General features: G+C 43.6%; 14 protein-coding genes. 12 read left to right on the plus strand and 2 right to left on the minus strand.

Annotated elements, in window-relative coordinates; all coding sequences use genetic code 11:
* Nucleotides 1–48 precede the first annotated feature (48 nt).
* The 10 genes from panB to HDC33_RS06485 all read left to right on the plus strand — a co-directional run bounded on the left by panB (nucleotide 49) and on the right by HDC33_RS06485 (nucleotide 9,939).
* Nucleotides 49–894: a 3-methyl-2-oxobutanoate hydroxymethyltransferase gene (gene panB, locus HDC33_RS06440; protein ID WP_179391659.1), complete on the plus strand. Its 846-nt coding sequence runs from the start codon at nucleotides 49–51 to the stop codon at nucleotides 892–894.
* A complete protein-coding gene (gene panC / locus HDC33_RS06445) occupies nucleotides 884–1,756 on the plus strand; it encodes a pantoate--beta-alanine ligase (RefSeq protein WP_370457415.1) in 873 nt (290 codons plus the stop codon). Before panB ends, panC begins: the two co-directional genes overlap by 11 nt.
* On the plus strand, nucleotides 1,749–2,129 hold the full coding sequence (panD, locus tag HDC33_RS06450; protein WP_179391660.1) for an aspartate 1-decarboxylase: 381 nt from the start codon (nucleotides 1,749–1,751) through the stop codon (nucleotides 2,127–2,129). Before panC ends, panD begins: the two co-directional genes overlap by 8 nt.
* Before the next feature lie 144 nt (nucleotides 2,130–2,273).
* Nucleotides 2,274–5,051 (plus strand): ATP-dependent DNA helicase DinG, encoded by a 2,778-nt coding sequence (gene dinG, locus HDC33_RS06455; protein WP_179391661.1) that lies wholly within the window; start codon nucleotides 2,274–2,276, stop codon nucleotides 5,049–5,051.
* A gap of 67 nt (nucleotides 5,052–5,118) precedes the next feature.
* Nucleotides 5,119–5,598, plus strand: a complete 480-nt coding sequence (locus HDC33_RS06460) for a DUF5590 domain-containing protein (protein ID WP_179391662.1) — start codon at nucleotides 5,119–5,121, stop codon at nucleotides 5,596–5,598.
* Nucleotides 5,599–5,611: 13 nt separating this feature from the next.
* Nucleotides 5,612–6,805: a pyridoxal phosphate-dependent aminotransferase gene (locus HDC33_RS06465; protein WP_255457310.1), complete on the plus strand. Its 1,194-nt coding sequence runs from the start codon at nucleotides 5,612–5,614 to the stop codon at nucleotides 6,803–6,805.
* Between the two features lie 95 nt (nucleotides 6,806–6,900).
* Nucleotides 6,901–8,196 carry an asparagine--tRNA ligase gene (gene asnS, locus HDC33_RS06470; protein WP_179391663.1) on the plus strand — a complete coding sequence of 432 codons (1,296 nt, stop codon included), beginning with the start codon at nucleotides 6,901–6,903 and terminating at the stop codon, nucleotides 8,194–8,196.
* 28 nt (nucleotides 8,197–8,224) lie between these two features.
* The gene (locus HDC33_RS06475; protein WP_179391664.1) at nucleotides 8,225–8,938 is read left to right on the plus strand and encodes a DnaD domain-containing protein; all 714 of its coding nucleotides are present in this window, start codon (nucleotides 8,225–8,227) and stop codon (nucleotides 8,936–8,938) included.
* Between the two features lie 10 nt (nucleotides 8,939–8,948).
* Entirely contained in the window at nucleotides 8,949–9,602 is a 654-nt protein-coding gene (nth, locus tag HDC33_RS06480; RefSeq protein WP_179391665.1) for an endonuclease III, read from the plus strand.
* Nucleotides 9,592–9,939: a YpoC family protein gene (locus HDC33_RS06485; RefSeq protein WP_179391666.1), complete on the plus strand. Its 348-nt coding sequence runs from the start codon at nucleotides 9,592–9,594 to the stop codon at nucleotides 9,937–9,939. Before nth ends, HDC33_RS06485 begins: the two co-directional genes overlap by 11 nt.
* Before the next feature lie 80 nt (nucleotides 9,940–10,019).
* Here the strand turns inward: HDC33_RS06485 and HDC33_RS06490 are convergent, their stop codons facing one another.
* Both HDC33_RS06490 and recU read right to left on the minus strand, forming a co-directional pair.
* Nucleotides 10,020–12,668: a penicillin-binding protein 1A gene (locus HDC33_RS06490; RefSeq protein ID WP_179391667.1), complete on the minus strand. Its 2,649-nt coding sequence runs from the start codon at nucleotides 12,666–12,668 to the stop codon at nucleotides 10,020–10,022.
* A gap of 2 nt (nucleotides 12,669–12,670) precedes the next feature.
* On the minus strand, nucleotides 12,671–13,300 hold the full coding sequence (gene recU, locus HDC33_RS06495; protein ID WP_370457416.1) for a Holliday junction resolvase RecU: 630 nt from the start codon (nucleotides 13,298–13,300) through the stop codon (nucleotides 12,671–12,673).
* 468 nt (nucleotides 13,301–13,768) lie between these two features.
* Between recU and HDC33_RS06500 the strand changes: the two genes are divergently transcribed.
* Nucleotides 13,769–13,930, plus strand: a complete 162-nt coding sequence (locus tag HDC33_RS06500) for a hypothetical protein (protein ID WP_218843170.1) — start codon at nucleotides 13,769–13,771, stop codon at nucleotides 13,928–13,930.
* A 22-nt stretch (nucleotides 13,931–13,952) separates the two neighbouring features.
* A complete protein-coding gene (locus tag HDC33_RS06505) occupies nucleotides 13,953–14,450 on the plus strand; it encodes an SRPBCC family protein (protein ID WP_179391669.1) in 498 nt (165 codons plus the stop codon).
* Nucleotides 14,451–14,825: the final 375 nt, after the last annotated feature.

Raw genomic sequence — 14,825 nt, forward strand, 5'->3', positions numbered from 1 at the left:
GGGTTTTTAAATCCGGTTTCCTCTCAAAAAGAGAGGGGAATAATTAAGATGAAGAGCACACTTGATTTTATTAAAATGAAAAAGACACGCGAGAAGATCGTCATGCTGACAGCTTACGATTACCCATCCGCAAAACTTGCGGAAGAGGCGGGAGTCGACATCCTTCTTGTCGGGGATTCACTCGGCATGGTCGTTCTCGGCTATGATTCCACGATTGCGGTTACGACGGAGGATATGATCCATCATGGCAAGGCGACGAGAAGAGGGGCAAAAGAAACGTTTGTTGTAGTCGACATGCCGTTCGGTTCGTATCACGGCTCTGCAGACAGGACACTTACAGATGCAGTGCGGATTTTTCAGCAAACAGGGGCTAATGCGTTAAAACTTGAAGGCGCCGGAAAAGTGATTGACACAATACGCCTGCTTACCGGAACAGGAATTCCGATTGTTGCTCATCTTGGTCTATTGCCCCAATCCGCTTCAGTTGCTGGCGGATATAAAGTGCAAGGGAAGACAGCGGAAGCGGCACAGCAACTTATTGAAGATGCCCGGGCATGTCAAGACGCCGGAGCATTCATGGTCGTTTTGGAATGTATTCCTTATCAACTTGGCGAAGAGGTGGCAAACGCAGTTTCAATTCCGGTCATCGGAATCGGCGCTGGAGCCGGAACGGATGGGCAAGTGCTCGTTTACCACGACACTGTGAAATACGGCAGTCATCATGTCCCGAAATTCGTAGAAAGCTATGCAGATATCGGAACGGATATCCGTGACGCATTGAAACAGTATGTGACATCGGTGAAAGACGGTTCATTCCCCGCGGAACGCCATTGTTTCACGATGAAAGAGGAAGAATTGACTGCGTTGTACGGAGGCAAGCACGATGGCGAATGAAATGAAGATAGTTCAAACGATTGAGGAATTGCAAGGTTTAATTGATCGCAATAAACGTGGGGATCGGACAGTCGGTTTCGTCCCGACGATGGGTTACTTGCATGAAGGTCACTTATCACTTGTCAAGCAGGCGAGAGAGCAAAATGACATTGTGGTCATGAGCATTTTCGTCAATCCGGCACAATTCGGTCCGGGGGAAGACTTTGAAGCGTATCCCCGTGATGCAGAACGGGATGCAGGTTTAGCCGAAGCGGCTGGTGTCGACATTCTATTCATGCCGACGCCTCAAGAAATGTATCCGGAGGACGGCGGTATCCGCATCTTGCCGGGACCGCAATCGACAGCATTATGCGGAGTATCGCGTCCAGGGCATTTTGACGGGGTTTTGAAAGTCGTGTTGAAACTGTTCAATATCGTCGACCCTGACCGGTCCTATTTCGGAATGAAAGACGCACAGCAATTGGCGATAATCGAGACGTTTGTCCGTGACTTTAACTTGAGGACATCGATTGTTCGTGTTCCGATTGTCCGCGAACAGGATGGCCTGGCCAAAAGTTCAAGGAATGTCAATTTGACAGGGAATGAACGTGCGGAAGCGCCGATAATCCAAAAGGCGCTTAAAAAAGGTGAAAAGTTATTCGAACAAGGTGTTTCAGCTGCAGAAATTGAACGCGAAGTCGCATCATATATCACACAAAACAGTTCAGGCATAATGGATTATGTGTCACTTTTGTCATACCCCGAGCTGACAAAATATGATGGGACGTCCGGCGGGGCGATTCTCGCTTGTGCTGTGGTCTTTGAAAAAACTAGACTGATAGATAATATTATTATGTCAACAAAGGATGGTTTGTATGTTTAGAATGATGATGAACAGTAAACTGCACCGCGCAACCGTAACAGAGGCCGACCTTAATTATGTAGGAAGCATTACAATCGATAGTGACTTGCTAGACGCCGCTGGTATGCTTCCGAATGAGAAAGTGCATGTAGTCAACAACAACAATGGAGCCCGTTTCGAAACTTATATCATAGCAGGGGAACGCGGAAGCGGCGTTGTCTGCGTGAACGGGGCGGCAGCACGACTAGTCCAGCGGGGAGACATCGTCATCATCCTGTCCTACGTCTATATGACAGACGAAGAGGCGCAAACACATGAACCGACTGTACTCATCATGGATGAAAAAAATGGCGTACAAGAAATAATTCGGGAAAAACAAGGTATGACGATTTAAATTGCCGAGATCATTTGGAATCAGTAAGCCCTATTCCAAATGATCTTTTGTTTTTTAACCTATCCGAATGGGTTTTGTGCCAACTTGAAGGCCAGAATGTGATACAATCTGCTGTAGTATGTTAAACAGGAAGTTGATGATCGAATGCACAATAAAACCTATGCAGTCGTTGATCTGGAAACAACCGGGCATTCACCGGCAAAAGGGGACCGGATGATTCAAATCGCGATTGTATTCATAAAAAACGGTGAAATAGCTGACAAGTATGTCAGCTTTGTTAATCCCGGACAAAAAATCCCGGCGTTCATTCGTCAATTGACGGCTATTTCAGATGAGGATGTAAAAGACGCACCTTCATTTGAGGAAATCGCGATAGAAGTTGCGACCCTTCTTGAAGGAACGGTCTTCATCGCACATAATACGGATTTTGACTTGTCTTTCCTGCAAAGTGAATTTGCAAGATGTGGCATTCCCCGGTGGACGGGGAAGAAAATTGATACAGTGGAACTGTCTAAAATTTTAATACCATCCGCTCCGAGCTATAGATTGCAGGACATTACAGAAGAACTCGGTATCCCGCTGGCGTCCGCCCATCGCGCTGATGACGATGCAGAGGCGACGGCTAAGCTGTTTCTAATGTGCATGCAGAAATTACACACATTACCGGAGGATTCATTAAACCTTTTACACCGCAGGTCTTTTCGCTTGAAAACAGATCTTGCGACCCTTTTCTATGAAGCGCTCAAGATTGCAAGGACGAAAAGTGTGGGGAAGGAATTTTTATCATTCCGCGGCATCCCTTATCGGAACAGATCGATTTCAGATACGGAACAGTCCGAATCCCCGGTGTATCCCTTCGACAACCATGAGAAAATAGCGCAATTAGAAAAAGCATACCCCGAATTCGAACAAAGGGAATCGCAGTTCGAATTCATGGATGCAGTGTGGGATGCTTTATCCACGCAAACAGAAATCATTGCGGAAGTACCGACAGGAATCGGAAAAACCGTTGCTTACCTCTTGCCGGCAGCCATTCGTTCCATTGAGACGGGGAAACCTGTCGTCATCAGTACATATACCAATCACCTTGCTGATAAAATCATGGATGAAGAACTGGAAAAGGTGCGATTAATACTTGGATTCAATGTGACGGCGACTGTACTGAAAGGCAGGGAGCAATACATTTCGCTTGGCAAATTTGAGGAACTGCTTAGAATTGCAGACGAATCGTACGATGAAACGTTTACAATCATGCAGATCCTCGTATGGCTAACTGAAACGGTGACAGGTGATTTGGAAGAATTGAATATATCCGGCGGCGGGCAGCTGTTTCTTGATCGAATTAGGAAGAGGTCGAATAAGCTGGCGCCGGATGAGCAAGCCGCCGATTATCATTACAAACTGCTTGAAGCGTGCGGCCATTCAAATTTAATCATTACAAACCATTCCATGCTTCTTTCCGACTTGAACCGAAGAGAAGGTATTTTTAGCTTACTCGGGGGGCTTGTAGTCGATGAAGCCCATCAATTTGTCCAAGCGGCATCCATGATGAATGAAACGGTGTTCTCTTATACAAATTGGAAGTATGTGATGGGACAAATTGCATCAGAAGCATCAGGGCATCTTTTGCAGAAAGTCGATGCGCTCAATAGTCGATTGCGAACGGATGGATTTCATAATAAAGAACAACTTGATTCTGCATTTATCAAGTTTCTGACATTGTTCGACCATGCCATTGCGACGTTGACTGCTTTTAATCCGCCAAAGCGTAAAAAGCAACAGGGGAACAGACAAATCTATACGTTAGCGGAATTAGATTATAAAAGTGCTCATTTTTCAAAAGTTGTCGAAGCGATGTCCGATTATATCAGCAAAGCTGAAGCGTTCGCTGATGGTTTGTCGAACCACTTCGATAATTTAACGAAGAATGAACAGGCAATTGTTGCAGATTGGAATTATTGGGTACGCGAAATGACAATTAAAGCCGGTGAATGGGTGGAAGTTTTCCTCGAGGATAATACAGAGGACTTCACAGTCTGGATGGAGAAGGATATGCGAAGTATTCCCGGCAGCCTCACTGTTATCAAACGTTCACTGGATGGCTCCCAAATGATCCGTAAGTTTATTGATAAGCTGAAAGGCGAACGGACCGGTATCATCTGGACATCGGGTACACTGAGGATTCCGGAAAATGAGCGCTTCATCTCAAGACAGCTTGGTATCGATGATTCGATTCCACTTTTACTCTTTGACGCACCGGCCCATTTCTATGAAGGGGCCGAAGTGATTATCGTGGAAGATATGCCAGATATCCAGCAGGTCAGCCAGTCCGATTATATTCTGGCAGTTACGGATGCGGTCATCCAAACAGTGATGGCAACAGGTGGAAGGCTCTTCGTCTTGTTCACTTCACAAGATATGCTAAGAAAAACCTATGACATAATAATGGAAAGTGAGCAATTGGAGGACTATGCTCTTTTTGCGCAAGGAATTAGTTCAGGCAGCCGGCTTAGATTATTAAAGTCTTTCAGGCAATTCAATAACTCTGTCCTTTTCGGAACGAACAGTTTTTGGGAGGGGGTAGACGTGCCTGGGGATGCACTTTCGGCCGTCATCGCCGTTAGACTTCCATTTTCATCACCGGAAGAGCCTATGTACAAAGCGAAAGCCGCCAAGCTCTCGGCGGCCGGACTGAATCCGTTCACCGAACATGCTTTGCCGGAAGCGGTAATGAGGCTACGACAAGGTTTCGGCAGGCTGATCCGTTCATCAACGGATAAAGGGTTTTTTATCATTCTAGACAGGCGGATTGAGACGAAGTCATACGGCAAGCGTTTTTTAGAGGCTTTCCCGGATGTGCCTGTGAAAAAAGTATCACTTGAGCATATGGTTAATGAACTTGAAAATTGCTATAATGAATAGGTATGTAAAATGAAACGAGTCACCAAGAACAGAAAAAACTTTTACGGAGTACGGGACGTGGAGCAATATGTTGAATTGGATAAAATTCATCGTCGTCTTCCTTTTACTGCTAACTTCAGTCATCACCGTCACGGTTTTGTATAATGCCGATAAGCCTTTTTCATCAGCTGAAAAGACGGCGACCAAATCCGCAATCCAATCGGGACAGCTCGTTTCTGCGAGTTCAGCTACAATTTTCCATGGAACGGTTCCGGTTGTGACGGTATTTGGAGTTGACGGGGATGGGATAGAAAAAGCCGTTTTCGTCGATGAAAAATCGAAAGACGGTTATAAAGAAGTGAAGTTGTCGGAAGGGATATCGGCGAAAAAAGCCGTTGCAAATGTCAAAAAAGAACTGGATGTAAAAAAAGTTCTTCATGTTACACTCGGTCTAGAAGAAGAAGGACCTGTCTGGGAAGTAGCATTCAAAAGTAATAGCGGCAAACTGAATTATGTCTATGTTTTTTTCGAAGACGGACAATGGTGGAAACGGATTTTGAATCTATAAGGGAGTGAGACAATTGACAAAATCATTAGCATCCAGAGTAAGTACTTTAACGCCGTCAACTACGCTTGCGATAACGGCAAAAGCAAAGGAAATGAAAGAATCGGGTATCGACGTCATCGGTCTTGGAGCGGGGGAACCTGATTATAATACACCTGCCAATATTATTGAAGCGGCATACGCATCCATGAAAGAAGGAAAAACGAAATATACGCCAGCAGGTGGATTGCCTGCACTTAAAGATTCGATCATCCAAAAGCTCAAGAAGGACCAAGGATTGGACTATTCAAGGAAACAAATTATGATTGGGATCGGAGCAAAACATGTATTATATACATTGTTCCAAGTAATCCTTGATCCGGTCGATGAAGTTATCATCCCGACACCCTATTGGGTCAGCTATCCTGAACAGGTGAAGTTGGCGGGCGGGGTACCGGTACATATCGAAGGGACTGCTACAGCACAGTTTAAAGTGACGGCAGAGCAGATTCGCGGGGCAATCACTTCCAAAACGAAAGCGGTTATCATAAATTCGCCGGGGAACCCGACCGGGATGATTTATTCGAAAGAGGAATTACTGCAGATTGCCGAAGTTTGTAAAGAAAAAGACTTATGGATCATCTCTGATGAAATCTATGAGAAACTCATATATGGTGAAGAAGAACATGTTTCCATCGCGCAGCTTTCTGACGATGCAAAAAAACGGACACTTCTCATTAATGGCGTGTCGAAATCACATTCGATGACTGGCTGGCGAATCGGCTATATTGCTGGTGATGCCGAAGTTGTCGGTGCAATGACCGATCTCGCAAGCCACTCGACTTCCAATCCGACGACGACTTCCCAATACGCAACGATCGAGGCGTATAACGGGCCACAAGATACAGTTGAAACGATGCGTCAAGATTTTGAATCGCGTCTGGACCGGGTGTATCCACAATTATCGGCCATTCCTGGATTTAATGTGATTAAACCGCAAGGAGCTTTCTACCTTCTTCCGGAAGTATCTGAAGCAGTCAAGAAAACAGGGTTCGCCAACGTCGATGATTTTGCTGAAGCATTGTTGACGAAAGCGAATGTCGCGGTAATACCGGGATCCGGCTTTGGTTCTCCCGACACGATTCGATTGTCTTACGCAACTTCAATCGACCTGCTTGAAGAAGCAATTGGGCGCATCCTTGCATTTGTTGAAGAAAACTGGAAAGAATAAGAAATAGGTACCTAAAGCCTAGACAACGACTTGAGTTGAAAAATAATCCTTCTAACTCTTTTAAAAATTGAGAACGTTAACTTTCGGAGGTAACTATGAAAACAATCATGATACATGAAATGCCAAACCACGCAGGCGAAATGGTCCGTATCGGCGGATGGCTTGCGAATAAACGTTCAAGCGGAAAGATTGCTTTTCTACAATTGCGTGACGGTTCAGGATTTGTCCAAGGAGTCGTAGTCAAAGAAGTGGTCGGCGAAGACATCTTTGCAAAAGCCAAATCAATCACACAGGAAAGTTCACTTTATATTACTGCGGAAGTGACTGTGGACGAACGTTCGACTTTTGGCTTTGAACTGCAAGTGAAAGACATCGAAGTCATCCAAGAAGCAGTCGATTATCCAATCACACCGAAAGAGCACGGCACAGAGTTTCTGATGGATCACCGCCATTTGTGGCTCCGGTCCCGTAAACAGCACGCTGTGATGAAAATCCGTGACGAAATAATCCGCGCAACGTATGAATTTTTCCATATGAATGGTTTTGTCAAAGTCGATCCACCGATTTTAACCGGTTCTTCACCGGAAGGAACGTCTGAACTATTCCAAACGAAATATTTCGACGAGGATGCATATCTATCACAATCAGGGCAGCTTTACATGGAAGCGGCGGCAATGGCGCTTGGAAAGGTATTCTCATTCGGCCCAACATTCCGTGCGGAAAAATCGAAAACACGCCGTCACTTGATTGAATTTTGGATGATTGAGCCGGAAATGGCTTTCGTTGAATTCGATGAGAGCTTGGAGGTGCAGGAACAGTATGTGACACACGTAGTACAATCCGTGCTTCAAAACTGCCCGATTGAATTAGAAAGACTTGGCCGTGATCTGTCCAAACTTGAAAAAATTCAAGCGCCATTCCCGCGTATATCATACGATGATGCCATCAAGTTCTTGAACGACAACGGATTTGACGACATTACATGGGGTGAGGATTTCGGTGCACCGCATGAAACGGCAATTGCTGAAAACTATGATATGCCGGTATTCATCACACATTACCCAATAGGCATCAAACCGTTTTACATGCAGCCGCATCCAGAGCGCGACGATGTTGTCCTATGCGCAGATTTGATTGCGCCGGAGGGGTACGGGGAAATCATAGGTGGATCTGAACGTGTTCATGACTATGAGCTCATGAAACAAAGGATCAAAGAGCATAACCTGGATGAGTCAGCTTATGAATGGTACTTAGATCTCAGTAAATATGGGGCGGTGCCACATTCAGGATTTGGACTTGGTCTGGAGCGTACCGTCGCTTGGATTTCCGGCGTGGAACACGTTCGTGAAACAATACCATTCCCGCGTCTATTGAACAGATTGTACCCTTAATATTTAAATAGAGGAAAGGAGTTCGGACATGCAACACGAAGAACGGCTCCAGATTTGGATTGAGCAGGGAAATGTTAACATTTCCCAGCTTTTTTTTCACCATTACAAAAATCTTGGCATTCAGGATTTGGATGCTATGCTGATCATGCATATGACTGCATATAAATCAGAAGGCAATCATTTTCCAACTCCAACTGATTTTACGAGCCGGATGGATTTGACGGAAAATGAAGTATCTATGATTTTACAACGTCTGATGCAACGCGGTTTGCTTCAAATTGGACAAAGTGAAGACCAAAAAGGTGTTTTGCATGAGCGATTTTCATTGCAGCCATTATGGGATAGGCTGATTGATCATATCGCCAAATCATCGACTGAGACTGAAATTGAGGACCAGAAGAATGCGGAAGGTGAAATTTATTCGCTGTTCGAACAAGAATTCGGAAGGTTCTTGTCGCCGATGGAATGTGAATCGATTGCGATGTGGTTTGATGAAGACGGTCATACAGCAGAAATTATCCGCGCGGCATTAAAAGAAGCTGTAATTGCACAAAAGTTAAGTCTCCGATATATCGATCGGATTCTTTTTGAGTGGAAAAAGAAGAATGTAAAGACGTTGTCCGATGTAGAACGTCAAACAAAGTCATTTCGGACAGTAGGGACGCGGCCGTCACAGCAATCAGAAAAAACGGTTACGGTAAAACGTGTACCCTTCTATAACTGGCTGGAAGAACGGGATTAGGTGGGAGTACATGCTGACAAAAAAACAATGGGCATTTTGCCTTGAACAATTCGGTGAAATGTTTCCGGATGCACATTGCGAACTGGTGCATGACAATCCATTTGAATTGACGATAGCGACGCTTCTTTCCGCCCAATGTACGGATGTACTCGTCAATCGGGTGACAGCAGAGCTATTTAAAAAATATAAAACGCCTGAAGATTACCTAGCAGTTGATGTTGAAGAATTACAGAAGGATATCAGATCGATTGGATTATTCCGTAATAAGGCAAAAAACATTCAAGCGCTAAGTCAAATACTAGTTGATAATTATGGCGGGGAAGTTCCTCCCAACAGGGATACAATGATGACACTTCCGGGTGTCGGACGAAAAACGGCGAATGTCGTCGTATCGAATGCGTTCGGCATTCCCGCGCTTGCCGTCGATACACATGTTGAACGTGTTGCAAAGCGACTTGGCATGAATCGTTGGAAAGACTCGCCGCTGGTTGTCGAGGAAAAAATCATGCGTTGGACACCGATGGAAAAGTGGACAGATACACATCACCAAATTATTTTTTTCGGAAGATATCATTGCAAAGCGCAAAACCCGGGCTGTAATATCTGTCCACTCCTGCCATTATGCAGGGAAGGAAAGAAAAGGATGAAAACAAATGCCAAGTGAAGAGAAACGTATCGATAAGGAGCTGCTGGCACCTTATTTTGAACACTGGGAAACAATGCGGGACAAGATAGAAGCATTTTACAATCAAAAAGACCAACAAGCAGTTGGACAGATGGAATCAGCGATAAAGATTTATAGTGAATTGCTCAAGAACGGTGGAAAAGTGATAGATGACCGAAAAGGAAAGGTTGTTTATACACTGCTGCCATTGAATGGTGAAGAACGTTTCGAGTTTGTGAAGGACAAGATATCCAGCCATTATGCTTATATTCAATTGGATGCTCTCTTTACGGAAACGAAAAAGAAAGTTGCAAGACTTTCGATACAGCAGAAATGAAAAAAGAAGAAACCGGAATGCAGATCTGCATTCCGGTTTCTTCTTTTTGTCTATGCTTCAGTGGCTAGCTCGTCAGATGATTATGGATTCGCACCATCATCTGACGTTCCATCTGTTCCGGCATTAGGATCAGGAACCGTTCCATCTTCAACTGAAGAACCGTCGTTCGAATTGTTGCTATTGGGATCTGTGCTACCATTGTTGCCACCGTTACCACCGTTACCGCTGTTACCACTATTACCGCTGTTACCGTTGTTACCGTTATTACCGTTGTTGCCATTGTTCCAGTTGTTTTCGTTGTTGCCATTGTTCCCATCTATGCCATCCGGATTTTCAGAATCGATTTCATCATCCGGTTCTGGGATTTCTTCAACAAATTCTTCAATCTGGACAGTAGTCGTTGCTGGACTGCTTTCCAGACCTTCGAGTTTGGCCACGACGGAGAATGTATAAGTCCGACCTGCTTCAGCTCCCGAGAAAGTAACTGACGTATCTGTAGTTGTTGTCATTTCTTGCATGTCTCCACCATCAACGCCCACTAATACAGTGAAATTAACATTGCCTACGATAGCCTCCGAAACCGGAGCGTTATGTGACCAGCTCAACCCGACGGAACTGGTTGCTGCGTCGTATTGGGCAGTCAAACCGTTTGGTGCATCTAGTTCGATGACTTCTTCTTTAGCAACTTCTACGGGTACAGTCCCTCTCACGAATAACTCGGTCCGTTTCTTCCATTGTGGAGTAGAAGCACTTGCTAGAACAAGTGGATCAGAACCGTATTCGATTGTGGCCTCTTCAACAGATGAAGGCTTTTTAAAGCGTTCTGTATTTTTCCCTGATGAAATGTTTGTCATGACTTGTTTAAATAAATCTTGCGGGACATAACGCTCACCTTCAAAATTTTGCATTGCGGCACGATTTTGATAACCGCCCCAAGCAGCAATTGTGTAGTCTGTCGTATAGCCGGCAAACCAAGAATCTTTTGCTCCCTCTTTGTCCGCGAAGTTCGTTGTCCCTGTTTTACCAGCAACATCAAGACCGTAAATAGCAGCCCGTTTCGCCGTGCCTCCGTCACCAAAGACATCACGCAGTACATCTGTAATCATATAAGCCGTTGAATCTTTCATGACCGTTACTGGATCTGGCGTCATGTTGCGTACCGTTTTGCCATCTCGGAAAACGATTTTCTTAATAGCATGGGGTTTTGTATATATACCGCCATTTCCAAATGCGGAATAGGCACCGGCAATCTCGACCGTAGAGAACTCATCCGTTCCTCCCAATGCATTCGAAGGGTATTCATTCTTGAAATCCAATCCGAGGTTTGCCGCGAACCCTACTGCTTTCTTCCGACCAACTTCTTCATACGTTTTTACAGCCGGAACATTTCGGGAGTTGTAAAGTGCTTCGCGCATCGTAATCGCGCCCCTATATTTTCTATCTACATTACGGACAGGTTGTGCAGGTTTTGAGTCTTTGTAATTGTATGGTTCGTCATGCAGGGTCTGACCTGTAGACCAATTCAAATACTCGATTGCAGGACCATAATCGATAATCGGTTTAATCGCCGATCCTGGTTGGCGTTTTTCGGCAGAGGCAAAATTCAGCAAACCGGTGGAAAAGTTTCGTCCACCGCCGATTGCGACGATTCCGCCTGTTTTCGTATCGAGCACTGTCATGGCGCCTTGCATTTTATCATTGGCGAATATATCCGATTTAAGTGCATTTTCGACTGACTGTTGTGCATCGGGATCAAGGGTTGTATGAATTGTAACCCCGTCGGACAACACATCTTTCATACCCGCATCTTCCAATTCAGCTAAAACGATATCGACAAATGCAGCGTATTTCATATTATCATTCGCCTGTCTTTTATCGTCCGCCAGAAGGGTTGATGTCACTGGAATTGCCTTGGCTGCTTCCATTTCAGCTTTTGTAATCTTCTTATGCTGATACATCAGACCAAGTACGATATTGCGTCGCTTTTCAGCCCGTTCCGGATTTTTATAAGGATTATACCCATTCGGACTTTGTGGCAATCCGGCTAACATGGCAATTTCATGCAATTCAAGCTCGTTCAATTTTTTTCCATAAAAGTGTGCGGCAGCTGTGCCGAACCCATAATTATTTCCAGACATTAATATTTTGTTGAAATACATTTCGAAAATTTCATCTTTTTCATATTTGCGCTCAAGTTTAAAGGCTAGCCATGCTTCTTGTGCTTTCCTTTTCAGCGTTTTTTCTTCGGAAAGAAAAGAGTTCTTAATGACCTGTTGGGTTAGTGTACTTGCACCTTGTGAACCGAATCCGCTCCGGAAATTCGCGATGACAGCACCGCCAAGTCGCCAGAAATCCATCCCGTGGTGGGAATAGAATCGAATATCTTCCGTTGCCAAGATAGCATCTTGCATGGAATCCGGGATTTCATTGTAAGGAACAAACTCCCTTTTTTCTATACCCGACTTATAAATTACATTTTGATTCATATCCAAAATCTCAGACGACAACGGATCTTTCAAAAGTTTTTCATCTAAAGCGGGTGCCGAACTAGCGTAGAAGGCGAACAACCCGGCGCCGCCGATCAGGACCGCTAATCCGATGAGGACAAGCGATAGAAGCACTTTCTTAAAGATATTCCCGCCACCGCCTGTTTTTTTGGTTTTCTTTTTTGCGCGTTCCGCCTCGAGCTGTTTTCTTCGGGCTGATCTAGAATTTATATTTTCACTCATACTTATTCCTGCCTTTCAGTTGTTTCGTTAGATGTTGCTAAAATGACCGACATTGCTTGTAAATAATCGAGTCTGGGATTGAAGCTTGGTAGTATTTCCAAAGCCATCGCTTCAAACTCTATAAGTGTAATCGATTTTCTGCCGCCCATCTTCATTCTCTCCCAGTATTTTTCAAAGTTATCATAAGGGACGATGAAATAGCGGTCAAGCGTAGTGAATTTGATAATGAAAAACACGACTCCATCTTGCTTAGACACAGATTTCATATGCTCCACTTGATGATCATGGATATTTTGCAGGGGAAAAGATGTCGAACTCTTTGTTTCTTTCGCTTCGAAATCGATATATTTCCCTTGCCATACACCATTGAAGTCGGTTGTAGACGGAGTCCGGAAATAAGCTTCTGTAATTACAGCGGCGCTTCTAGCCGGGTACTTCACATTTACAATTTGTATCGGCACGGGTTTCTTATGGATGACAGCAATGCCGCGGCTTAAATAGAATTCATTCGTTTCATTCAATTCATCTTCCAATGACTTTCCACGGTTACTGAATGAAAGATCGACCTTTTTTTGAAGGCCGCTACTTTGGACAGCTACGTATTTCTTGCCGTTCGGATAGCGTATTGTCACAGATACCACCTCGCATCTCTCTATCATACCACAAGACTTAGACGCATCAGAGGGGGGAAAGTTTCAACTTTAGTTACAGATAAGAAACAAGTGCGTAAGATTTGTAATGCAGTTTGTCCTATCCTTTTACGGTGTTTTAAAAAAGTCCTGCCACCTTACCTCTTTCACTCCATCTAAACCCTTATCGATACTACGATCAGGATAAAGTTGGAGTGTGGATTCTTTATCTAAAATCGAAAAAATATGAGCGACATAGATTTGAAATCGGGATTTGTAGCAGAATTTCATTAAAATGGCTGCCGAAAGAATTCAAATTTGAGTATGGAAAGCAGTTGTGACTAAATTAAAAAAACTACAACATAGTGAATGATGACGGGAAAGTTGATTGCGATTGAGAGAAAGCTTATAGTTTTAACTATAACGAAGATAATTTAAATGAAATATTTTTTTGCCTAAGGAAATTCAACTATGAGAGATATGGTTCATATGATAGCTCTGAATAAAAGGGCAGTTTCTGAACTTGCGGAACCGTTTGGAATGTCTTTGGCTGCATTTTCATGGGAAATCTTGAGTAATCGTTTTAATCTTTTTGAAAATGAGTTATGGAAAGCAATAGAGAAAGAATATTAATTCATATAAAAGGAGCATTACGATGAACAATTATTCGACAACTACCTTAACAATGACAAGAAATTTCGATGTAGCATCTGAGAGAGTTTTTGAAGCATGGCTGAACCCTGAGATGATGAAAAAATGGTTCTTTACATTGGAGGGGACAAACAAGGTGGCGCAAAATAATCCTCAAGTGGGAGGTGCTTGGGAAATTATTGATCATCGCGATGGGAAAGATTATCGTGCGGTAGGGGAGTACCTTGAAATTGATCCTCCCCAAAAAATAGTTTTCACTTTCAAAATGCCCCAATTTAGCGAATTGGAAGATACGATTACTGTTGAGTTAAAAGAACTTCAACAAAGCTGTGAAATGACATTTTCACAAAAAATTATTGTGTTTCATGAAGAAGATTGGACGAAATCCGATATCGAAAAAGCTCTTGGCGAGTATCACGATGGATCTGAACATGGTTGGAATTTAATGTTCATGGGTCTTAAAGAATTAGTTGAGACAGGAAAAGTTAGCTATACAGGCTGACAATTGTTTGAGCGAAGTCAATAATATAGAAAATCTTGGATATAAATCACATATTGTAACCCCCTCCTATCATCAGGACGGGGTTATTCGAGTTAGAGGTGCTAACTTAAATAAATGAAAATAAATAGATGTGGGAAAAATAGTGAGAATTTCGACTCTACAAACAACTAATTAAAGGACTCCCATCTTGGTGTAACTATATATGTTGAATATATTAATACGTGTATAAATTTAGCGGGAGGCATCCCCATAGCGCCGCAGCGGAATTAAATGGATTCTTTATTTCAATTTAAATAGGTAGTAATCGTTTTATTGTTTAGTTATATTTATTTGAAAAGTTCAATTGTTAAAGAATATACGTTCCCTCCAATATGG

It is taken from the genome of Sporosarcina sp. JAI121, from assembly GCF_013408665.1.
Lineage (GTDB): Bacteria > Bacillota > Bacilli > Bacillales_A > Planococcaceae > Sporosarcina.

What these genes read in the sequence shown, in the direction of transcription:
- panB (WP_179391659.1), top strand. Translation starts at nt 49, where the DNA reads ATGAAGAGCACACTTGATTTTATTAAAATGAAAAAGACACGCGAGAAG.
- panC (WP_370457415.1), top strand. Translation starts at nt 884, where the DNA reads ATGGCGAATGAAATGAAGATAGTTCAAACGATTGAGGAATTGCAAGGT.
- panD (WP_179391660.1), top strand. Translation starts at nt 1,749, where the DNA reads ATGTTTAGAATGATGATGAACAGTAAACTGCACCGCGCAACCGTAACA.
- dinG (WP_179391661.1), top strand. Translation starts at nt 2,274, where the DNA reads ATGCACAATAAAACCTATGCAGTCGTTGATCTGGAAACAACCGGGCAT.
- HDC33_RS06460 (WP_179391662.1), top strand. Translation starts at nt 5,119, where the DNA reads ATGTTGAATTGGATAAAATTCATCGTCGTCTTCCTTTTACTGCTAACT.
- asnS (WP_179391663.1), top strand. Translation starts at nt 6,901, where the DNA reads ATGAAAACAATCATGATACATGAAATGCCAAACCACGCAGGCGAAATG.
- HDC33_RS06475 (WP_179391664.1), top strand. Translation starts at nt 8,225, where the DNA reads ATGCAACACGAAGAACGGCTCCAGATTTGGATTGAGCAGGGAAATGTT.
- nth (WP_179391665.1), top strand. Translation starts at nt 8,949, where the DNA reads ATGCTGACAAAAAAACAATGGGCATTTTGCCTTGAACAATTCGGTGAA.
- HDC33_RS06485 (WP_179391666.1), top strand. Translation starts at nt 9,592, where the DNA reads ATGCCAAGTGAAGAGAAACGTATCGATAAGGAGCTGCTGGCACCTTAT.
- HDC33_RS06490 (WP_179391667.1), bottom strand. Translation starts at nt 12,668, where the DNA reads ATGAGTGAAAATATAAATTCTAGATCAGCCCGAAGAAAACAGCTCGAG.
- HDC33_RS06500 (WP_218843170.1), top strand. Translation starts at nt 13,769, where the DNA reads ATGAGAGATATGGTTCATATGATAGCTCTGAATAAAAGGGCAGTTTCT.
- HDC33_RS06505 (WP_179391669.1), top strand. Translation starts at nt 13,953, where the DNA reads ATGAACAATTATTCGACAACTACCTTAACAATGACAAGAAATTTCGAT.